Source organism: Burkholderia sp. Bp9012, from assembly GCF_003853825.1.
GTDB lineage: Bacteria > Pseudomonadota > Gammaproteobacteria > Burkholderiales > Burkholderiaceae > Burkholderia > Burkholderia diffusa.
The window spans coordinates 244,141-264,211 of the sequence record NZ_QTQA01000003.1 but is presented as its reverse complement, the minus strand read 5'-3'; the positions used below and the strand labels follow the sequence as shown (position 1 = coordinate 264,211).

Genomic DNA, 20,071 nt, shown 5'->3' with positions numbered 1-20,071 from the left:
AAAATGACGCGGACCGCCGCCGGAACCGGCGCGGCGCGTCAGCGTGTGTCGCGCACGCAGTATGCGGCGATCGACGACGGCGAATCGATCGCCGAAGGCCGCGTCATCCACGCGATCCACGCCGCCCATAACCCGCAGGCGATCAACACGGCGACGTTCAGCGGCGTCCGGTAGCGGACGATCAGGCTGGCCAGCGGCACGCGTTCCTTGCTCATGTGCGTCTCCTTCGGTCGATGCGGTTGCGGCGTTACTGGCCGGTGTAGGAGGGCGCCTTCGCGTCGCAGGTCACGGACACCGTCGCGCCGTCGGCGAAATGCAGCCGCAGCGGTACCTTCGCGCCGGGCGCGACGGGCTGGCGCGGTTCCTCCAGCATCACGTGATAGCCCTTCGGCCTGAACGTCACCGTGCCGTGCGCGGGCACGTCGACCGCTTCGACGTGAACCATTTTCGCGGTGCTGCCGGCCGTTTGCGTTTCGTGCATCATCGCCATCCCGAACGCGGGCGTATCGATGCCCGTGAGCGTGACGGGCTTGTCGCCGTCGTTCTTCAGCGTGAAATAACCGGACGACGGCACCGTCGCCGGCATTGTGCGGATCCAGCAGGCATCGGCCTGGACGGCCGATGCGGCGAACGTGGCGGGCGCCTGCAGCGCCAGCAGTGCAAACAGCAGGCTGGTCGGAATCGAGCGTTTCATCGAGTGTGTTCCTGATCGGGTGGGGAAGATCGCCGCGCGGGCATCGTGTGCGTTACTTCAGCGTGAACGTGTAGTGGCCCTGCGTGCGATGCCCGTCGGTCGCCACTGCAACCCAAGCGACCGTGTACGTGCCCGGCGTCAGGTTCGCCAGCTCCACATGCATCCGCTTCCGGTTGCCGGCGTCGATGGCAGCTTTCCCGTCGACGACCGACTGTCCATGGCTGTCGGTGACGGCGATCGAACTGAATGCGGGTTCGAGCGTTTCGCTGAAGTCGATCGTGACCGCGTGCGGCGCGCTCGACAGCGTGGCGTCGGCGGCCGGGTCCAGGTTTTTCGGGTGTGCGTGCGCGTGAGCGGCCTGTGCGACGACGAAGCCGAGCGCGACGAGTGCGCCGCGAATGAAAGCAGTGGTTTTCATGACGGGATGATCCGGTTGGAAATGACAAGGAGAACGATGCATTCGACGAATGGTCGCGCGTGCGTGCACGCGTGGCCACCGGAGGCGGGCGAGCGCACGCACGGCACGATGCCTCGAGCAATACGGTCGAACATGAGATCGTCCTTCGAAACGTGACACGGCATGCACGCGCGGCGCGCGTGCTCACGGCGTGATGCGCGAGGGCATCACGCGCGGTGACGACGAATCAGGACGCGAACGGCGGGGCGCGTGGTTGCGCGGCCGTGAGCGGCAGCGTGCGGCGCAGGCTTTCGAAGCGGGTTGCTTCGCGATGCTCGCGCGGGTGGAAGTTGGCCGCGAACGTCAGTTCGGGCGCGGGCAGGGCGGGTGTATGGGAGAGCAGGCTGCAATAGCCGCAAGCCTGCAGGTGGGCCTGCAGGCTTTTCGACGACGCATCGCCGGCATGGTTGCCGCCCGCTGGCCCGGCCGTGCAGTAACCGGCAAGGAGCGAGTCGACGCGGTCTTGCGTCGTCAGCGCCTGCGAGATCGTCGGCGCGAGCGTTGTCATCAGGATGGCGAGCATCCCGATCAGACTGACGATCTTCCGGAAACGACGGCTCAGCATGCGATGCGCGGGGCGGGGTATGAACGGCGATGGAGCGGATTATGCCACGCACCCGCCGCGAGGGCATGCGGGCACGCGGATACCGGGCATGACGCGCGGCACGCTTACGCGTGCTTCGCGAGATATTTCGTGATCAGCGTCATCTGCGCGGCCCAGCCTTGATCGTTCATCTCGCGAGCCTTTGCGCGGCGCGCTTCGATCAACTGGTCGAAGCCCGTTTCGGTGATCGTCAGCAGCGTGCCGCCGTTCGCTTCGGCGAGTGAGAACGTGACGAGCGTCATCGGCTCGGACGCGTAATCGAAGTTCGGATCGATCGCGAACGGGTGCCAGCGAAAGGAGAATCGGTGCATCGGCTCGACGCGATCGACGACGATCTCGAACACGGTGCCGGCATACGGCTCCTGTGCCCGGGCGACGTCGTCGTCGACGCGCGTCGGCGTGATGCGGCCGAACAGCGGCCGGTCGGCGACGAACGGCCCGTCGAACGTCACGCCGAACCAGATGCCGAATTCCCCGGCATTGCTGACGGCTTCCCAGACGCGCGCCAGCGGCGCGGTGAGCAAGGCTTGTTTCTCGATGCGATCGGTGGACTGGGTCATCACGTTCTCCAGGCGGGCATCCTTGCCGCGGGACGGCGCACGCGCGCTCGCCGCGTTCAGTCGATCATCACCGCGTCGGGCACGTCGAGCACGACATCCGAGGTCGCTACGGCCACGCACGGCAGCGTATAGCCGTCGGCCTTTTCCTCGCGGCTCAGACCCGGCCATTCGATCGTATAGCGTACGCTGCCGCTGACGATCCTGCACAGGCAGCTTCGGCACGTGCCGTTGCGGCACGAGCGCGGCAGCCTGACGTGCGCGAACGCGGCGGCCTCGAGCAGCGTCAGCGAATCGGGGGCGTCGAACGTCGCGCCGAGCGGCTCGATGCGTACGAGGGGCGGGTGGTCGGGATCGGTCATGGGGCGAAGCGGGTGCCGGCGCGGCGGCAAGACAAGGCAAGGCAACCGACAAGCATACCCGAAGGCGGCGCGGCCGGCGCCCGTCGGGCAGCCGGCGCGGGACGTCAGTGTCGGCGCAGGTAGCGGTACACTGTATTGCGCGCGAGCCCAAGCTCCCGCGCGGCTGCCGATACGTTGCCGCCGTGCCGCGCGAGCACCGCGTCGATCACCGCGGCCTGGTGGCTCTGCAGTGTCGTCGCTTCGCGCGTGTCGGCCGGTGCGGCCTGTGCCGCCGGTGTGTCGTCGCAGTCGAGCCAGAAATCGTCGGGCAGGTGCGCGAGCGTGATTTCGGCTTCGTCTTCGGCGAGCATGCCGGCCGTGCGCAGCACGTTGGTCATTTGCCGCAGGTTGCCGGGCCAGCGGTGCCGCATGAACGCGTCGAGCACGTCGGTCGCGAGGCGGCTCGGCATCGGCTCGCTGCGACCGAGCCGCGCGAGGATCCGCTCGACCAGTGCCGGCAGGTCGGTGCGCGCGGCGAGCGGCGGCAGTGTGACCGCGAGCCCGTTGATCCGGTAGAACAGGTCTTCGCGGAACGTGCCTTCGGCGATCATCGCACGCAGGTCGCGGTGGGTCGCGCAGACCACGCGCACGTCGACCGGCACCGCGCGTGCGCCGCCGAGCGGCATCACCGCGCGCTCCTGCAGCACGCGCATGAGCCTGACCTGCTGCGCGAGCGGCATGTCGCCGATTTCGTCGAGAAACAGCGTGCCGCCGTCGGCCTGCGCGATCTTGCCGGGGCTGCCGCGCTTGCGCGCACCGGTGAAGGCGCCGTCCTCGTAACCGAACAGTTCGGCCTCGATCAGCGAATCCGGCAGTGCCGCGCAGTTGACCGCGACGAACGGGCCGTCCGCGCGCGGCGAGGCCTGGTGCAGCGCACGCGCGAGCCATTCCTTGCCGGTGCCGGTCTGGCCGAGGATCAGCAACGGCAGATCGCGTCCACGAATCTTCGCGACGCGTTCGAGCACGGCGGCCATCCGCGCATCGCCGGTGTCGAGCGTCGCGAACGTGATCGCGTCGGGGTCCGGAGCCCGCATGCGCACGGCGGGCGCGGGCGGCGTGACGGCGACGGCCGTCTTGTGCGCTTCCGCGAATTCGCAGCGTGCAAGCACGCGCACGCCGGTCGACAGCGTGAGGCTGAACGGTGCGCCGGGTGCCCGGGCTGCCTGCTGCGCGAGCTGGCCGAAGCGCATGCCGAACAGCGCATCGCAGCCTTGATGCTGCAACGCATCGAAGGTCGCGCCGAGCTGGAATTGCGCGCTGCGGTTCGCGGCGATCAGCCCGCCGTCGGGGCCGAATGCGACGAGGCCGGCGAACAGCGAGTCGACGCAGTCCTCGTGGGCGTGGAAGCGCAGCCGCAGTGCTTCCGCGCACTGGTTCGCGAACAGATGGTTCTCGATCAGCTGCGCGGACATCCGCACGAGCGCGAGCGTATGGGAGCTGAAGCCGCGCGGATCGCCGCTCACGTCGAGCGTGCCGAGCGTGCGGCCGAACGAGTCGATGATCGGCGCACACGAGCAGGTGAGGATATGGTTCGCGCGCAGGAAGTGCTCGGACCCGTGCACGGCGACCGCCTGGCCCGATGCGAGCGCGGTGCCGATCGCATTGGTGCCGCGTGCGCCTTCGGCCCACGACACGCCGGTGCACAGCGCGACGCGGTTCGCCTTTTCGATGAAGTCCGCGTCGCCGATGCTGTGCAGGATCACGCCGTCGGCGTCGGTGAGCAGCACGAGGCTTTGCGTGTCGGCGATCTGCGCGTGGAGGTTCTCCATCACCGGGCGCGCGTGTGCGAACAATGCATGGTTCGTGTCGAGCAGTTCGCGCAGCGCGAGCCGCGACAGCGGCGAGAAATCGGGTTGCTCGTTGGCGCGCAGGCCGATCGCGGTCGAACGGGCATGCGCCTGCGCGAGCAGGTCGTTGCGGCCCGCGGTGGCGGGCAGCACGAAAGATTGAGGCATGTCTTGTCTCCTGTCGGCCCCAGTTGGCGCTTCAGCGCTTACTGGGGCTCCATGCTTCGCGGTCGCCCCGCCTTGACGCTTTGCGCCGCACCATCCGCCACCCGGGCCGCCGCTATCGATATCGCCTCATCATACAAGCGCCGCACGCGTTGTGCGACTGCGTACAAAAACCCCTTGCTTTTAAGCGCCCGCATGCAATGATGAAAGTGGAACGCGCACGCGCCGTGTTCCGCATCGCAACATGCATGCGACGTGACATGCATCCGTTCGGGAGACCCATCATGGTTCGGACGGAACTGAGAGTCGTGCTGGCGGCCATCGCCACCTTCATCATGCTGGGCGGCATCGCCGTCGCGATCCACGGTCTGTTGTTCGACCTGAGCGACGCGGTGCAATACGGGGCGGCCGCGATCGCGGTAGGCGCCACGACCGCCGCGATCGCACTGAACATCTGGCCCACCGATCCCCACTGACGCCACCCGGCAAACGGTGCCGGATGTCGCGCTGGTCTGATGAAAATACGCGTCGGAACGCCGCACATCGCAAAATTTGCCTCCTGCGCGAAACCGTCTAAAGTGGAATGCAACCGGCATGCGGTGTCCGCGCCATACCCCGTGGATCCTGCCTCTGCCGGCGAGCCCGCGTAAATTTTCGTCCGGCCGGTAGCGGACGACGGACGCGGTCATTTGCTTTCTACCGGACAAGGCGGCTCCCATGCAGATTCATTTCACGAATGAGAAGCCCGAATATTCGGGGCGCGACCTGATGCTTGGTTTCACGGCGCTGGTCAATGGCGAGCGCGTTCAATGTCAGATCACCGCCGAGGCGCTGGAGGATCATTTCGGTGCGGCATCGCCGCGCTTCGAGGACATGGTCGGTGCGTACGATCAGCACCGCGAGCGTATCGAGGCGGCCGCACGGCGGTTGCTGTCCGAGACGCGCGCGCAATGCGTGACGCTGCGCAGCGGCTACGTGCGCTTCTACGAAGCGAACTGGCGCTGAGCCGGACGACCGGGCAGCGACGGAGCGGGCGCCGGATACCGGCGCCCGTGTCATATCGGCGCATGCTCGTCCGGTAGCGCGCTCGCCCGGAGCGGTGCGTGGCACGATTCGAGCATCGTGCGGCGCACTGGCGTGCCCGCGTTCCGTTTCGCTCAATCCACCCCGCCAAGCACATACGCGCCGCCGGTTGCGCCATTCGTGCGCGCGATGCGTGCGAAGCCCGTGTCGGCGAGGTGCATGCCCGCAATCAGCAAGTTATCCGAAGCGACTTCGGCGAGCGTGGCCGCGCGCGTCGATGATGCCTGCGACGGATCGTGATCGAACGCGATCGACACGTCGGGGCGCGCAACCTGAATCGGCGCGAAATGCACGAGATCGCCCCAGATCAGCAGGCGCTCGCCGCGCGATTCGACGCGATAGCCGGTGTGGCCGGGCGTGTGCCCCGGCAGCGGGACCGCGACGATACCGGGCAGCACGTCGCCTGCCTCGATGGTGCGTAGATGCGCGCGATACACGTCGAACGTGCGCCGCGCGATCCGGACATTGACGCGTGCGCGCTCGTTTGCCCGCTCGTACATGGCGTCGTCCAGCCAGAACGCACGTTCCCGTTCGTGAATGAGCACCTCCGCTTGCGGAAAGGCCGGATGTCCGTCCGTGTCCAGGAGGCCGCCGATGTGATCCGGATGCGCGTGCGTCAGCAGGACCGTGTCGATGTCGCGTGCATCGATGCCGGCTTGCGACAGCGACGGACGCAGCAGGCCGCCCCAGTTCCGGATGCCGCCGGCGCCGGTGTCGACGAGTGCGGTGCGCCCGTTCCCGCGTATCACGTAGCAGTTGATGTTGACGTCGGACGGCGCGTGTATGCCGGCCCGGTGCATGATGCCGGTCGCGTCGTCGACGTCGATGTTCGACAGCAGGTCGAGGCCGGCCGTCAGCGTGCCGTCGCTGATCGCGATCACTGTGAAATCGCCAATCTGGCGACGCGGGAAGGAAGGGAGTTGAACAGGCGTGCTCACGGGTCAATGTCGGGCGTGAAGGTGGGTGGCGTCGTAGCCGAAGCAGCGGATGCGTGCGACGAATCCGGTGTGGCGAAGAATCTCGCGATCCAGTTCGGTCATGAACCGGTCCATCAGTTCAGGGGTGCGAAATGACGAGGTGCGAAAGCGGATCTCCGCGCTGACCGGATGTCCGCAGCCGTGCCGGACCGGGACGTATACGACGTGGACCGTGCCGGGTGCGGCGCTCAGCACGTCGGTGCAGAGCCTCTCGCAGGCCGACGACAACGCGTCGAGCGCCGTGCTGGCCGGCATGCTCGCCTCGGGAATCAAGATCGTGACGCTGGGCATGGTCGGGCTCCGGTCAGCGTGCGGTTGCCGACGTCGGTGTGCTGACGAGTGGGTCACCCATCGGTGCATAGAGCCGGATCGCGGCATCGGACCCGAGCCGAGCCTGATCGTGCGTGAGGACGGCCAGCCAGCGCGCGGCCGGCCGCCGATCCAGCGCGACCGCATGCATGGCCGTGGCTGCGATCGCTGCTCGCTCGAACGGGGCGGGGTCGTCGCAAACGGCCAGCCATTGATGGCCGGAGACGGCCGGCGCGGGGGCCGCGCAGTCGTAGACGTTGCGGCGCCACTCGACGATGTGCGGCTGCCAGCGCGCGAAATTGCCGCCGCCCTTGTCGCGATACTCGGCCGACGTCAGCACGTCCGGGCCGTCGATCGTATGCAGCGCGAGGTAGACGGGGCCGTCGCCGCCGAGTGCGCGAAAGCGTTGCGACGTGCGGAAGCCGGATACGGAGATGAGCGCCGGCAGTTTGACGCGGCTGTAGAAGTCGTTCCACTCGGCTTCGACGGCGGGCTCGGCGATGCTGCATTCAACGGCATAGATCATGGTTTCTCCACGGGGGCGAGCGGCCTTCGGGACCGATGGCTGCTCGACGGGTTGAGTTTTTGTCATGATAATGAGCCGATGTACGGCAGAAAAACGATGATTCGTCACCGTTCAATGACATTTGATCAAGCCATGACCGACGGCGGTCGGACCGGGAGCAATCGTGACGCGACGCAGGATTCCGAGCAATTCGGCATTGATGGCATTCGAGGCCGCGGCGCGGCATGGAAGCTTCGCGCGCGCCGCCGACGAACTGGCGTTGACGGAAGGCGCGATCAGCCGGCAGATCGGCCGGCTGGAGACGTTCCTGGGTGTCGCGCTGTTCGAGCGGGTCGGCAACCGCGTGCGGTTGGCGCCGAACGGCGTGCGCTACGCGGCGCAGGTTCGCGAAGTGCTGGACCGGCTCGAGCGCGACAGCCAGTACATGATGGGGCAGCCCGGCGACGGCGGCAGCGTCGATATCGCCGTGACGCCGACATTCGCGACGCGCTGGCTGATTCCGCGGCTCAAGGGATTCCAGACGCAGCATCCGAACATCACGGTGCATTTCGCCGATCGCGCGGAGCCGTTCGTGCTGGCCGGCAGCGGTTTCGATGCGGCGATTCACTTCGAGCATCCGGCCTGGGCCGGCATGCATACGTACCGGTTGTGCGAGGAGGTGCTGGTGCCGGTCTGCCATCCGTCGCTGCTCGCGGCCGGGCAGCCGGACGTATTGCTGGGCACGCTGCCGCGCCTGCACAAGCGCCAGACGCCTGATGCGTGGTCGGCGTACGTGCAGGAGACGGGGCTGCCGGTGAACAATCCGGCCGCCGGCGCACGCTACGATCTTTACTCGATGCTGATCGCGGCGGCGCTCGCCGGGCTCGGTGTCGCGCTGGTGCCGCGCCTCTATGTCGACGCCGAGATCGCGCAAGGGTTGCTAGCGGCGCCCTGGCCCGCCGGGCGGGGCGTGGTCAAGCGCTTCTGTCTCGTGTTGCCCGAGGCGCTGGAACTGGGCGAGGGGCCGTTGCAGACCTTCGCGCGCTGGGTGCTCCGGCAGGCGGACGTTTGACCGGCGCTCGCTTGCACCACCCCGCGTAGCCGAAACGAGAACAAAACGAAAACGCCACCCGAAGGTGGCGTTTTCGTTTCATCTTGCAGCGCACAGGGGCGCGCGTGCGTCACTCGCTGCCGAGATAGAAGAAGCGGAACAGGAACACGGCCGCGATGATCCACACGATCGGCTTGACCGTGCGGGCCTGGCCCGTCAGCAGCTTCAGGCCGCCGTATGCGATGAAGCCGAACGCGACGCCGTTCGCGATCGAGTAAGTGAACGGCATCAGCAGCGCGGTCAGCGCGGCCGGCACGGCTTCGGTCGCATCGTCCCACGGCACCTCGACCATCTCGCGCAGCATCAGGCACGACACGTACAGCAGTGCCGGTGCCGTGGCGTAGGCCGGCACGACGCCGGCGAGCGGCGCGATGAACAGGCACGCGAGGAACAGCACGGCGACGGTGATCGCCGTCACGCCCGTGCGGCCGCCGGCCTGCACGCCCGACGCGCTTTCGATGTACGCGGTGGTCGACGACGTGCCGAGCAGCGAGCCCGCGACGATCGCCGTGCTGTCGGCAAGCAACGCCTTGTTCAGGCGGTTCATCTTGCCCTCGACGAGCAGGCCCGCGCGGTTCGCGACGCCCATCAGCGTGCCGGTCGCATCGAACAGTTCGACGAGGAAGAACACGAGGATCACGTTGATGATGCCGGTCGACAGCGCGGCGCCGATGTCGAGCTTGAACAGCGTCGCGTCGATCGACGGCGGCGCGGAGAACACGCCGTGGAACTGGTTGTCGCCGAAGAAGAACGACAGGATCGTGACGCCGATGATGCCGATCAGGATCGCGCCGCGCACGCGCAGGTGGTCGAGCGTGACGATCGTGAAGAAGCCGATGATCGCGAGGATCGTATCGTGCTTGTGCAGGTCGCCGAGCGTGACGAGCGTGGCGGGGTTGCCGACGATCACACCCGAGGTCTTCAGCGAGATGATGCCGAGGAACAGGCCGATGCCGGCGGTGATCGAGATGCGCAGCGATTTCGGAATGCCGTTGACGATCGCCTCGCGCACGCGGAACAGCGTGACGAGCAGGAACAGGCAGCCGGAGATGAACACCGCGCCGAGCGCGGCCTGCCACGTGAAGCCCATCCCCTTGACGACCGTGTACGCGAAATACGCGTTCAGGCCCATGCCGGGCGCGCAGGCGATCGGGTAGTTCGCGTACAGCCCCATGATCATCGACGCCAGCGCCGCGACGAGGCAGGTCGCGACGAACACGGATTCCTTGGGCATGCCGGCATCGCCCAGGATCGCGGGGTTGACGAAGATGATGTAGGCCATCGTCAGGAACGTGGTGACGCCCGCGAGTATTTCGGTGCGGAAGTCGGTGCCGGCTTCGTCGAAGCCGAAATACCGCTTGATGGATTCCATGAAGGCGTTTCTCCGGTCGGGTTGTCGTGTTGCTTGTTGTTCGTGCCGAATTGTTGTAAGGCAGCGCGAGGCCGGCGTACTGTAACCAGCCACTATTGCGACGCTATCGGCGGATTGTAATAGCGCGGATAGCTCGGACGATATAGTTGCGGGGCACGATCGGCAGCGTTCGCGCGAACGGCTGGACAGGCCGGCCGCGCGAGGAAGGCGCGCATTTTACCGGTTCGGACGAGGCGGGCAGGTAGAAACGATGGAAACGATTCGACGACGGGCGGGCCGTGTCGGCCGATGCGGGCGCAACGGCATGATCGACATGCGGGGGGCTGCCGCAACGCGACGGCATGCGACTGCAATGGCACGCCCGCACGAGGGGCGAACGCAGGACGGACGCAATACGTGCGCGAGTGCGCGCATGACCGGCGCGGGTGCGCGGCGGCATGCAGCAGCCATTCGTCAGTCCAGGCGGTTGCAGATATCGGGCTATCCTGCGCCGAAGCCGTCGCGTCCGCAACTGTCATTTCGCGGTGCGAGCCCGACTGTGGTTTCTGTGTAAAAGATTGCAAGACGTCATCGCGTTAACCGGCAAGTCTTTCTAGGATAGATACACCGCGCGCACACGCCGGCCAGATGTTGCCGACGCGGGGGAGTCGCAGTCCGTGCAGGCCGGGCGGTGAAGCGCGGTGACGGTCGTTGCGCATTCGGGCAGGCGCGACCGGTTGCGATTGCCCGATGCGGGTTCGCCCGTCATCACGGAGGTCAGCATGTTGAACTGGATCAGCCGTTGGGCGATGCGGCACGCCCCCACGCCGGAAAAAACCGCTGCATCGATGCTCGTGACGGCGCGCATGGAACTGTTCGCAGCCGAACAGCGCGTCATCGATGCGAAATTACAGGCGGATTACTGGCGTACGCGAGTGTCATTTCTCGAGGAGGTGCAAAAGCAAGGCATCGACCCGTGGGTGACCTCGCAGGCGGCGCAACGCCCCGACCTCGATTCCACGCCTCGCAGCACGGGCCCGCGTCTCGCCGCCAGCACCTGATGCACGTGATGCATGTGAGGGTTGCGCACGGCGCGCGATCGCACGCGGCACGCACGTGCGTGCCGCGTCATTCGATGCGCACCCGCGACGCGTTGCGTCGCGGGTGCGTCCGTTTCCGCATACGGTGATTCCGCGCGTTCCGGCATCCCCGCCGCGCGCGTGAGCGCGCATCGTCAATCCCGTCTTCGCCAACGTCCGGCGAGCAAACGTTGCATTCGCGCGAGCGTGCGCCTCAGCCGTTCGCCGCGCCTCACGTACGCCGTCGTGATCGATGCTTCGGCCGGCCGGTCGTCATCGGTGCCGAGCCAGATGCGATCGCCGCGCGCGATGCGCAGCACGTCGCCGGGTTGTACCCAGTAGTCGTCGACGCTCGGCGGCCGCGTGATCCACAGCGGTGCGCCGTGCGCGCGAATTTCCGCATCGCTCGGCGCGCGCCAGGTCAGTGTCGTGCGCGGCGCGACCGCGAAGCGGATCACGACGGTCGGTAACGCGATCGCACCGACGCGGCGCGAATCGGGACGGTCGAACAACGGGCTTGCCTGGTCCATCGTCTGCTCCATTCGTTGAACCGGACGGATGACGCGCACCAGAACAAAAAGGCCTCATCCGTTTCCGGTGAGGCCTTGTGTGACATGCGGTACTGCTCGGATGCTAACGCACAAGCGCCTCCCGTGATCCATTCTTTCGAATGTTCACCGGGCAATGATTCGCGATGGCGATGAGCTTGAACGTAGGCATGCGAACGAGTTTGTCGATGTCGTACGGCGTTGTCAACGACTATTTTCGAGATTTGCGACGATCACGCGTCGCGCTGGGCGAGGCCGTTGACGAGCAGTTCGGACAGCAGGCCGGTCATCCCGTTCGGATGGGTGGCGGCGCGTGCCTTCAGCTGTTCGACGAGTTCGGCGTTGAGCTTGCACGCGAACGGCACGAGACCCTGTTCCTGGTCGAGCTTGCGCTGCGCGCGGCGGTCGAGCTTCGCTGCGTCCTCGGCAGCCTTGCCGAAGCGGGCGGAGCTGGACTGCTTCATCGCGTGCGTCAGCTTGAGCGCCTTGTTCTTTTCTAGATCGGTTTTCTTCATGGCCATCGCGGCACCTCCGGGAAATGAAGCCGCGATTGTACGCATTTCGGCCGGCGCCCCGCCGAAACTGTCGCGAACCCGCTTGCGGACGCGGTCACACGCCCTTCGTCGTGCCCCAGTTGCCGCCATGCGCGGCCGCTTGCGCGGCCGGCGAGCGCGCCAGATACGCAAGCGCCTGCTCGGTCGAGCCTTCGTGATGCGGCGTATAGCCCGGCTTGAAATAGCGCAACGCCGCGCCGATCACTTTCCAGAACGACGGCAGGTGCCCGCGTCGAGAACCCTTCCACCACGACAGCACGAAACCCGGGTAGCGGCCGGCGGCGGGATCTCGCCGGTACATGAATTTCGCGCCGCTCGTGATGAAGTAGAGCAACAGCACGATCACGAACGCCATGTGCACGCAGCGCTCCGGATAGTTGCCGCCCATGTGGTTGTAGATGTCGAACGCGACGGTCCGGTGCTCGACTTCCTCCGCGCCGTGCCAGCGCAGCAGGTCGACCATCGTCGGGTCGGCACGGCCTTCGTCGAGCCCGTGCGCATTGAGTACCCAGTTGCCGAGATAGCCGAAGAAATGTTCGAGCGATGCGATCACCGCGAGCTGCTGACGCAGCCAGAAACGCGTATGGCCGATCTTCAGCCCGAACGGCGCTTCGCCCAGCACGCGCGTAAACAGCCAGTTCAGCTTCTGCGTGAACGGCTTCGTGTCGATCCCGTGCCGGTCGTAGTAATGCTTGAGCACGCCGCCGTGCGAGCGCGAATGCACGGCTTCCTGGCGCAGGAAGCCTTCGGCTTCGTCGCGCAGGCGCGCATCGGTGATGTTCGGCAGTGCCTTGTTGTACACGCGGCAGAACCACAGTTCGCCCTCCGGGAACAGCAGGTTCAGCGTGTTGATGATGTGCGTGCTGCCCGGGTCGTTTGGCACCCAGGTGATCGGCGTGTCGCTGAAGTCGAACTTCACGTGCCGGGCCTTGATCTTGTGATAGTCGGCGGTAGAGGTCATCTGTGTCTCCGTTTCCGTGCGGCGCGCCGCGCCGTCAATGCGATGCCATGCTGACGCGGGCAAGCACCCGGCCGAGCCACGGCATGAAGCGGCCGACGAAGCGCAGTGCGTGCGCCTCGGTGCCGACGGCCACGACCGGCCGGTTGCGCAGCACGCCGTCGACCATCGCCTGCGCGACGGTTTCCGGCTTCAGGCCGCGCATCTGGTACAGCTTCGTCGCGCGTTTGCGCAGCCGCGCCTCGTCCTGTGCGCTGGCGCCCGCGTATTGCGTCGACGCCATGATTCCGGTTTCCGCGAAGCCGGGGCAGACGGCCGTCACGCCGATGCCTTTTTCCGCGAGTTCCGCGCGCATGCATTCGCTGAGCATCAGCACGGCGGCCTTCGTCGTCGCGTACGCGGGCAGGTCGCGCGACGGCCCGAACGCGGCGGCCGACGCGGTATTGACGATGTGGCCGCCCGTGCCGCGTGCGGCCATCTGCTGCGCGAACAGCCGCGAGCCGTGGATCACGCCCCACAGGTTCACGTGCAGGATGCGCTCCCAGTGCCGCTCGCTGGTGTCGAGAATGCCGCCGGCCATGCCGATGCCCGCGTTGTTGATCACGACGTCGGCGCCGCCGAGTTCGCTGCCGACCCATGCCGCGAGCGCTTCCATCTCGTCGGCGGAGCCGACGTCCACGCGTTTTGCATGCGCCTGCGCGCCGGTGAGTCCGAGCAGCAGGGCGGTGCGCTCGGCGCTCGCGAGATCGATGTCGCACGCGACGACGGTCGCGCCTTCACGGGCAAATGCGAGCGCCGCGCAGCGGCCGATGCCGCTGCCCGCGCCGGTGACGACCGCGACCTTGCCGCTGAAGCGGCCGCTGGTCGCGCGGCGGCGTGCGTTCGCGAGCGCGGGCGGCTCGTCGCCCGATTCGACCGCGTCGATCAACTGTTCGGCGAGGCCCGCGAAGCGCGCGGGATCGGCGAGCGGCAGCCAGTGGCCGGCCGCGACTTCGCGGCGGTAGTACTGCGGCACCCAGCGCGACAGGTTCTCGGACAGCGCCGGGCTCACGTACTTGTCGCCGAGCGGCACGATCGTCTGCACCGGCGCGTGCGCGTAGCGCTCGCGCGGCGCGAACAGGCAGCGGATGAAGTTCGCGCGATAGAGGCGTACGCCGCGCGCGCCGTCGTCGGCCTGCGTCGCGCGCGGCGTGGCGGGGGTCTTCTCGACCCGGCGCAGCAGGCCCGGCCATGCGCGGCCGAGCCACAGCTGCCAGCCGAGCTCGGGGATGAACGGCAGATGGAACAGATACACGTACCACGAGCGCACGAGCTGCCCGCCGAGCCTGGCTAACGACGCGGGCGTCGGATGCAGCACGCGTTCGCGCAGCCAGAAGCCGACGTGGTCGAGGCACGGCCCCGAGCACGACGTGTACGACGCGATGCGGCCGGCGAGCCGCGGATCCGTGACGAACTCCCAGCCCTGGATCGAGCCCCAGTCGTGCGCGATCAGGTGCACCGCGCGGCCGGGGCAGAGCGCGTCGATCACCGCGATGAAGTCGTCGGTCAGCTTCGCGAGGTGGTAGTCGGCCGTGCGCTTGGGCGCGCCGGACAGGCCCGCGCCGCGCACGTCGTAGGCGATCACGTAGTGCTTGCGCGCGAGCAGCGGCGCGACCTGCTGCCAGACGCTGCTGTCGTCGGGGTAGCCGTGCACGAGCACGACCGGCGAGCGGGCCGGGTCGCCCCAGGTCCTGACCGCGAGCGTCAGGTCGCCGGAAGCGACGGCCGTCTCGCTGTGAACCGATTCGAACAGGGCCAGCGGCGCTTCATCGGAAAGAGGCTGCATCGTGAGTCCGTCGTTCAGGGATTCGGGAAGTGGGCGAGACGCGTGCGTGTCAGGCGACGGCCTGCATGCGTTCGGCCTGGCGGCGCTGCCGACGGCGCACGTGCGGCAGGTCGTCGTCGAGCCAGTACGCGTCGTCGTCGGTGATCACCAGCAGTTCCTCGAATTTCGCGCCGACGCCGGCGAAGCCGAGATGCGGCTCCACGGCCCACAGGCCCGGCACCGGCGCGTGTTCGGAGCGGCGGTCGATCGACCACAGCGGCGACCAGCCTTGCTGCTTCGCCGCGCGGCCCTGGTCGAGCAGCAGGTTGCGCGTCGCGTTCAGCCCGAAGCGCGCGACGAAGCGCGGTGTCGACAGCTTGTGGATCTTCGCGACGCGATGCGCGAGCACCTTGAACGGATACGCCTTGTGGCGCGGCTCGACGCCCTGGCGGCGGCACAGCGCGTCCACCGCCTGCGCGACCTCGGCCATCGGGCGGCGCTCCTTCACGAGCCGCACGATCATGTCGCGATGGTCCATCAGGTCGTCCTGCAACTGTTCAAGGATGGGGTTGTGGCCGAGGCAGTGCGCGTAGCCGACGTCGGCCACGATGCCGTCGAGCACCGGCGCGACGTCGAGGATCACGGGCATGTCGGTCTCGAGCTGGCGGTTGCTCGGGAAGAACGCGAGGTTGAAGCCGCCCATGTGCTTTAGGCCGGAGAAGCCTTCGAACGCGGTGCGGTCGCCGAACCACGCGAATGGCTTGTGCAGCCAGTCGTGCACGCCGTTGTCCCGCAGCCATTCGGTCAGCAGGCGCGCGGCTTCCTTCTCGGTGATGCCGGGATAGAGCATCGCGCCGACGGTCTCGACGCAGCGATAGGCAAGCTGCTGGACCGCGCGGAATTGCGGCAGCTCGTCGAGATGGACTTCCGGCAGCGGATGGTCGGGCATGAGGCGTCTCCATGTGACGGCCCGCGTTCGCGCTTCGGCGACGCGGGGCCTGTGCAAGGCTGGGGCGCTGATCCGGAATCCATTCGCCGGTGATCCAGGGCGAATTATTCAGTCAGCATTTAATGTGTCATTGATCGATGTAAAGATCATAGCCGGTTCGACCTGGCGCGGAGGTGAGGGCTTCTCCTAATGAAGGCCGAAATGGAGGGGAAGCTCTAGGTTTCCGGCGATCGTGGCCGGAGGGCTGTCGCCGCGCGCGTGTCCCGTGCGGGGGAGCCGGCCGGAGTGCGCCCCGCGCGGTGCCGACGCAGGCCTGGAATGTCGCGCCGGATCAACTCCCCGTCGTGTCGTGGCGAGACGCTGTCAAATTGCCGAAATAATTTCGTCACATCATTCGCCCCCGATTCGAAGCCTTTCCGGCTTCGCGGGGCTATGACCCAAGCCGATTCGACAATTCCACGGAGAGAGACCATGCAACGCCGCAAGTTCATGAACACCCTTGCCGCGGCGGCCGCTGCGACGCCGCTGATGCTCAAGGCCGGCATGGCCGGCGCGAAGAGCGCAACCGCGCCGGACGCGCTGGACCCGGGCCGCTGGTCGCCGTTCAACGCCGCGCGCCTGCAGGCGGTGCTCGACCAGCATGGCGTCGCGAGCGCGCGCTACGACGGAAAGCGCCGCCCGTATGCGGTATTCGACTGGGACAACACGTGCATCATGAACGACTGCGAAGAGGCGTTGCTGATGTACCAGATCAACCATCTGCAGTACAAGCTGACCCCGGACGAGTTCGTCGATGTGATGTGGAAGGACGTGCCGAAGGGCGCGTTCGTGAAGGACTACACGACCGTCGACGGCAAGCCGGTGACGATGGAGGATCTCGCCGCCGACGTCGAATCCGACTACCGCTGGCTCCATGCGAACTACAAGGGCCTCGGCGGCGACAAGAGCCTCGACGAGATTCGCGAGACCGACCAGTTCAAGGATTTTCGCGCGAAGCTGTACTTCATGTACGACGCGATCTGCGACACGCATCCGCTCGAAGTCGGCTACAAGTGGATCATCTACTTCTACAAGAACATGACGACCGCCGAGCTGCAGGCGATGGCGGAAGCGTCGAACAACTACGGTATCGGCGACGCGCTGCGCAAGGTCCGTTACGAAAGCCCGAAGGCGCTGCCTGGCAAGGCCGGCGTGGTGGCCGACACGCATTTCCATGGCATCCGCATTCACGAGGAAATCCGCGCGGTGATGCATACGCTGCGTGCGAATGGCATCGACGTGTACGTGAGCACCGCGTCGCTCGACGATGTCGTGCGCGTATTCGCCGGCAATCCGAACTATGGCTACGGCGTGGCGCCCGAGAACGTGATCGGCCTGCGGCTCGACATGCAGGACGGCAAATACACGAGCACCTATCCGGCCGGCTGGCATTTCAACTGGGGTCCCGGCAAGACGATTGGCATCCGCAACGTCCTCGCGTCGAAGAAGGGCTACGGCCCGCTGCTGGTGTTCGGCGACAGCGACGGCGACGCATGGATGCTGCGCGACTTCAAGGACACCGCGGCCGGTGTGATCGTCAACCGGATGAAGAAGGGCGAGATCGGCGCGGACAGCAAGCTCGCGGCCGAACAGATCGGCAACCGGGACGCCCGCTTCCTGCTGCAGGGCCGCGACGAGCACACGGGCCTGATGATTCCGGACGAGAAGTCGATCAAGTACGGCAAGACCGACCGCAAGCTGCTGGCCTGACGCGGGCCGGGCGCCGGGCCGCCGCGGCCGGGCGCCCGTCGGCATCGGCATCGGCATCGGCTGCGGCGCCGTGCGGGCCGGCGCCCGCGCGACTCAATGCTCGCGCGGCGGGCCCAACCGGTCCAGCAGCGCCCCCAGCAGATCGATCGGCAGCGGAAACACGATCGTCGAGTTCTTGTCCGCCGCGATCGTCGTCAGCGTCTGCAGATAGCGCAGCTGCATCGCCTGCGGCTCCTGCGCGAGCCGCTGCGCGGCCTGCAGCAGCTTCTCCGACGCCTGCAGCTCGCCTTCCGCATGAATCACCTTCGCGCGCCGTTCGCGCTCGGCCTCGGCCTGCCGCGCGATCGCGCGCACCATCGTCTCGTTCAGGTCGACGTGCTTGATCTCGACCGTCGACACCTTGATCCCCCACGCATCCGTTTGCGCGTCGAGCGTCTTCTGGATGTCGGCATTCAGCTGCTCGCGCTCGGCCAGCAGCGCATCGAGCTCGTGCTTGCCCAGCACCGAGCGCAGTGTCGTCTGCGAGAGCTGGCTCGTCGCGTCGAAGAAGCGCGCGACCTGGATCACGGCCTTCTCCGGATCGACGACGCGGAAATACACGACCGCATTCACCTTCACCGACACGTTGTCGCGCGTGATCACGTCCTGCGGCGGCACGTCGAACACGACGGTGCGCAGGTCGATCCGCACGACCTGCTGGACGATCGGGATGATCAGCACGAGCCCCGGCCCCTTTACTTTCCAGAAGCGGCCGAGCATGAACACCACGCCGCGCTCGTACTCGCGAAAGATGCGGATCGACGATGCGACGAGCACCACGACGAAGACGATCAGGACGCTGCTGAAGCCAAACGTGTAGCCCATCATGACGGTGCTCCCTGGTGTTGTTGTTCGTGTGCCGGCACGTCGTAGAGCGGTGCGACCGTGAGCGTCAGCCCCTGGCGGCCGGTGACGCGCACGCGGCAGCCCGCGGCGAGCGGCACGCTGCTCGCGACGCGCCAGCGCTCGCCATGCACGCGCGCCCAGCCCGCGGCCGATGGTGCGGGGCCGGCCGCGCCGTGCGGCTGGTCGGCCTGCAAACCGTCGTCGAGCACTTCGCCGATGCTGCCGACCATTGCCTCGGCGCCCGTCACGACCGGCCGCCGCCGCGCGCGCAGCGCGACGCTCGACACGCCCGCGACGAGCAGCCCGCCGCCGAGCGCGAGGCTCCCGATCACGGGCCACGGAATACCGTAGCCGGGCACGTCGGTATCGATCAGCATCAATGCGCCGATCGTAAACGACACGATTCCGCCGAAACCGAGCACGCCGAAGGTCGGCAGGAACGCCTCGGCGACGAGGCAGCCGAGTCCGAGCAGCACGAGCCCGAGGCCCGCATAGCTGATCGGCAGCAATTGCATCGCGAACAGCCCGATCAGCAGGCAGATGGTGCCGGCGACGCCCGGCAGCACGAACCCGGGATTCGCGAATTCGAAGAAGAGACCGTAGATGCCGATCGTCAGCAGGATCAGCGCGACGTTCGGATCGGCAATGATCGACAGGAAGCGGCTGCGCCAGTCGGGCGCGAGCACGACGAGCGGCGCATGCGCGGTCGCGACGTGCAGCGTGCCGGCGGTCGTCGTCACGGTGCGACCGTCGACTTGGCGCGCGAGGTCGGCCGGGTCCTGCGCGATCAGGTCGACGACATGCTGCGCGCGCGCCTCGGTCGCGGACAGGCTCAATGCCTCGCGCACCGCCCGCTCGGCCCATGCGGCATTGCGTCCGCGCAACTGCGCGAGGCCGCGGATGTACGCGGCGGCGTCCTGGGTCGCCTTGCGGATCTCGGTCGACTGCGTATCGTTCGGCAGCTCGGCCGGCGTCGCGGATGCACCGGCGGCACCCGATGCCCCGGCTGGCGGCGCTCGGGGCGCGCCTGGCGTCCCCGGCGCGCCACCGCCGATCCCGAACTGCACCGGCGACGCCGCGCCGAGATTGGTGCCGGGCGCCATCGCGGCGATGTGGCTCGCGTAGACGATATAGGTACCGGCGCTCGCGGCCCGTGCGCCACCCGGCGCGACGAACGCGGCGACCGGCACCGGCGAGCCGAGGATCGCCTTGATGATCTGGCGCATCGACGTGTCGAGCCCGCCGGGCGTATCGAGTTGCAGGATCGCGAGCGGCGCGTGCTCGCGCGCCGCGCGCTCGAGCGAGCGGACGATGAAGTCGGCGCTGGCCGGCCCGATCGCGCCGTTGACCGGAATCACGAACACCGGCGGCGCGGCCGCGGGTGCGGCGGCGGGGGGCGGGGCGGCAACCGCCGCGCACACGACGAGCAGCGCCGCGAACAGCGCGGCGCGCGCGACCCGCGCGGACAGCGGGTGACGGGGACGGCCGCCGGGCGATACAGGTGCCGGCGGCGGCCCATGACGGTGAATGCGCATCGGGGCGTC

Annotated in this window: 23 protein-coding genes; 5 read left to right on the top strand and 18 right to left on the bottom strand. The window is 67.5% G+C overall.

The genetic code is table 11. From position 1 onward, the window contains the following. Positions 1 to 38: 38 nt before the first annotated feature. The 7 genes from DIE11_RS36215 to DIE11_RS05355 all read right to left on the bottom strand — a co-directional run bounded on the left by DIE11_RS36215 (position 39) and on the right by DIE11_RS05355 (position 4,668). Complete coding sequence (locus DIE11_RS36215) at positions 39 to 215, bottom strand: hypothetical protein (protein WP_170296371.1); 177 nt, start codon at positions 213 to 215, stop codon at positions 39 to 41. Positions 216 to 247: 32 nt separating this feature from the next. Further along, entirely contained in the window at positions 248 to 694 is a 447-nt protein-coding gene (locus DIE11_RS05380) for a copper chaperone PCu(A)C (RefSeq protein ID WP_059600194.1), read from the bottom strand. A 52-nt stretch (positions 695 to 746) separates the two neighbouring features. Continuing rightward, the gene (copC, locus tag DIE11_RS05375) at positions 747 to 1,112 is read right to left on the bottom strand and encodes a copper homeostasis periplasmic binding protein CopC (protein ID WP_124622044.1); all 366 of its coding nucleotides are present in this window, start codon (positions 1,110 to 1,112) and stop codon (positions 747 to 749) included. Between the two features lie 226 nt (positions 1,113 to 1,338). Continuing rightward, positions 1,339 to 1,716, bottom strand: coding sequence for a DUF2946 domain-containing protein (locus DIE11_RS05370; RefSeq protein ID WP_124622043.1), 378 nt, complete (start codon positions 1,714 to 1,716; stop codon positions 1,339 to 1,341). Between the two features lie 104 nt (positions 1,717 to 1,820). Beyond that, complete coding sequence (locus DIE11_RS05365; protein WP_124622041.1) at positions 1,821 to 2,315, bottom strand: SRPBCC family protein; 495 nt, start codon at positions 2,313 to 2,315, stop codon at positions 1,821 to 1,823. Between the two features lie 56 nt (positions 2,316 to 2,371). Then, a complete protein-coding gene (locus tag DIE11_RS05360) occupies positions 2,372 to 2,674 on the bottom strand; it encodes a 2Fe-2S iron-sulfur cluster-binding protein (RefSeq protein ID WP_059527056.1) in 303 nt (100 codons plus the stop codon). Positions 2,675 to 2,778: 104 nt separating this feature from the next. Beyond that, positions 2,779 to 4,668, bottom strand: a complete 1,890-nt coding sequence (locus DIE11_RS05355; RefSeq protein ID WP_124622039.1) for a sigma-54-dependent Fis family transcriptional regulator — start codon at positions 4,666 to 4,668, stop codon at positions 2,779 to 2,781. A gap of 281 nt (positions 4,669 to 4,949) precedes the next feature. Between DIE11_RS05355 and DIE11_RS05350 the strand changes: the two genes are divergently transcribed. After that, the gene (locus tag DIE11_RS05350; RefSeq protein ID WP_059527249.1) at positions 4,950 to 5,141 is read left to right on the top strand and encodes a DUF2964 family protein; all 192 of its coding nucleotides are present in this window, start codon (positions 4,950 to 4,952) and stop codon (positions 5,139 to 5,141) included. 241 nt (positions 5,142 to 5,382) lie between these two features. Continuing rightward, positions 5,383 to 5,670 carry a DUF1488 domain-containing protein gene (locus DIE11_RS05345; RefSeq protein WP_014898618.1) on the top strand — a complete coding sequence of 96 codons (288 nt, stop codon included), beginning with the start codon at positions 5,383 to 5,385 and terminating at the stop codon, positions 5,668 to 5,670. A 152-nt stretch (positions 5,671 to 5,822) separates the two neighbouring features. On the opposite strand, the gene DIE11_RS05340 is transcribed toward DIE11_RS05345, so the two are convergent. From DIE11_RS05340 to DIE11_RS05330, 3 genes are read right to left on the bottom strand one after another with little or no spacing between them, the layout of a single operon-like run. Next, complete coding sequence (locus DIE11_RS05340) at positions 5,823 to 6,686, bottom strand: MBL fold metallo-hydrolase (protein ID WP_124622037.1); 864 nt, start codon at positions 6,684 to 6,686, stop codon at positions 5,823 to 5,825. Between the two features lie 3 nt (positions 6,687 to 6,689). Next, positions 6,690 to 7,016 carry a hypothetical protein gene (locus tag DIE11_RS05335; protein WP_124622035.1) on the bottom strand — a complete coding sequence of 109 codons (327 nt, stop codon included), beginning with the start codon at positions 7,014 to 7,016 and terminating at the stop codon, positions 6,690 to 6,692. A 13-nt stretch (positions 7,017 to 7,029) separates the two neighbouring features. Then, complete coding sequence (locus DIE11_RS05330; RefSeq protein ID WP_124622033.1) at positions 7,030 to 7,560, bottom strand: sugar ABC transporter; 531 nt, start codon at positions 7,558 to 7,560, stop codon at positions 7,030 to 7,032. Between the two features lie 199 nt (positions 7,561 to 7,759). Between DIE11_RS05330 and DIE11_RS05325 the strand changes: the two genes are divergently transcribed. Continuing rightward, on the top strand, positions 7,760 to 8,611 hold the full coding sequence (locus DIE11_RS05325; protein ID WP_124622264.1) for a LysR substrate-binding domain-containing protein: 852 nt from the start codon (positions 7,760 to 7,762) through the stop codon (positions 8,609 to 8,611). A 109-nt stretch (positions 8,612 to 8,720) separates the two neighbouring features. On the opposite strand, the gene DIE11_RS05320 is transcribed toward DIE11_RS05325, so the two are convergent. Further along, positions 8,721 to 10,022, bottom strand: a complete 1,302-nt coding sequence (locus tag DIE11_RS05320; RefSeq protein WP_059600185.1) for an NCS2 family permease — start codon at positions 10,020 to 10,022, stop codon at positions 8,721 to 8,723. Positions 10,023 to 10,783: 761 nt separating this feature from the next. Between DIE11_RS05320 and DIE11_RS05310 the strand changes: the two genes are divergently transcribed. After that, on the top strand, positions 10,784 to 11,062 hold the full coding sequence (locus DIE11_RS05310; protein ID WP_006480752.1) for a hypothetical protein: 279 nt from the start codon (positions 10,784 to 10,786) through the stop codon (positions 11,060 to 11,062). 173 nt (positions 11,063 to 11,235) lie between these two features. Here the strand turns inward: DIE11_RS05310 and DIE11_RS05305 are convergent, their stop codons facing one another. The 5 genes from DIE11_RS05305 to DIE11_RS05285 form a co-directional block, all read right to left on the bottom strand. Then, positions 11,236 to 11,610, bottom strand: coding sequence for a DUF2917 domain-containing protein (locus DIE11_RS05305; RefSeq protein WP_059600333.1), 375 nt, complete (start codon positions 11,608 to 11,610; stop codon positions 11,236 to 11,238). Positions 11,611 to 11,861: 251 nt separating this feature from the next. Then, positions 11,862 to 12,149 (bottom strand): hypothetical protein, encoded by a 288-nt coding sequence (locus DIE11_RS05300; RefSeq protein WP_059600184.1) that lies wholly within the window; start codon positions 12,147 to 12,149, stop codon positions 11,862 to 11,864. Between the two features lie 88 nt (positions 12,150 to 12,237). Further along, the gene (locus tag DIE11_RS05295; protein WP_124622031.1) at positions 12,238 to 13,143 is read right to left on the bottom strand and encodes a metal-dependent hydrolase; all 906 of its coding nucleotides are present in this window, start codon (positions 13,141 to 13,143) and stop codon (positions 12,238 to 12,240) included. Between the two features lie 34 nt (positions 13,144 to 13,177). Further along, entirely contained in the window at positions 13,178 to 14,965 is a 1,788-nt protein-coding gene (locus tag DIE11_RS05290) for an SDR family oxidoreductase (protein WP_059600182.1), read from the bottom strand. A gap of 49 nt (positions 14,966 to 15,014) precedes the next feature. After that, positions 15,015 to 15,893 carry a M24 family metallopeptidase gene (locus DIE11_RS05285; protein ID WP_124622029.1) on the bottom strand — a complete coding sequence of 293 codons (879 nt, stop codon included), beginning with the start codon at positions 15,891 to 15,893 and terminating at the stop codon, positions 15,015 to 15,017. 471 nt (positions 15,894 to 16,364) lie between these two features. On the opposite strand from DIE11_RS05285, the gene DIE11_RS05280 reads away from it, so the two are divergent. Next, positions 16,365 to 17,642, top strand: coding sequence for a haloacid dehalogenase-like hydrolase (locus DIE11_RS05280; RefSeq protein WP_124622027.1), 1,278 nt, complete (start codon positions 16,365 to 16,367; stop codon positions 17,640 to 17,642). Between the two features lie 93 nt (positions 17,643 to 17,735). On the opposite strand, the gene DIE11_RS05275 is transcribed toward DIE11_RS05280, so the two are convergent. Both DIE11_RS05275 and DIE11_RS05270 read right to left on the bottom strand, forming a co-directional pair. Further along, positions 17,736 to 18,509 (bottom strand): slipin family protein, encoded by a 774-nt coding sequence (locus tag DIE11_RS05275; RefSeq protein WP_124622025.1) that lies wholly within the window; start codon positions 18,507 to 18,509, stop codon positions 17,736 to 17,738. After that, positions 18,506 to 20,062, bottom strand: a complete 1,557-nt coding sequence (locus DIE11_RS05270; RefSeq protein ID WP_059600178.1) for a nodulation protein NfeD — start codon at positions 20,060 to 20,062, stop codon at positions 18,506 to 18,508. The genes DIE11_RS05275 and DIE11_RS05270 overlap by 4 nt, the downstream gene beginning before the upstream one ends. Positions 20,063 to 20,071 lie beyond the last annotated feature (9 nt).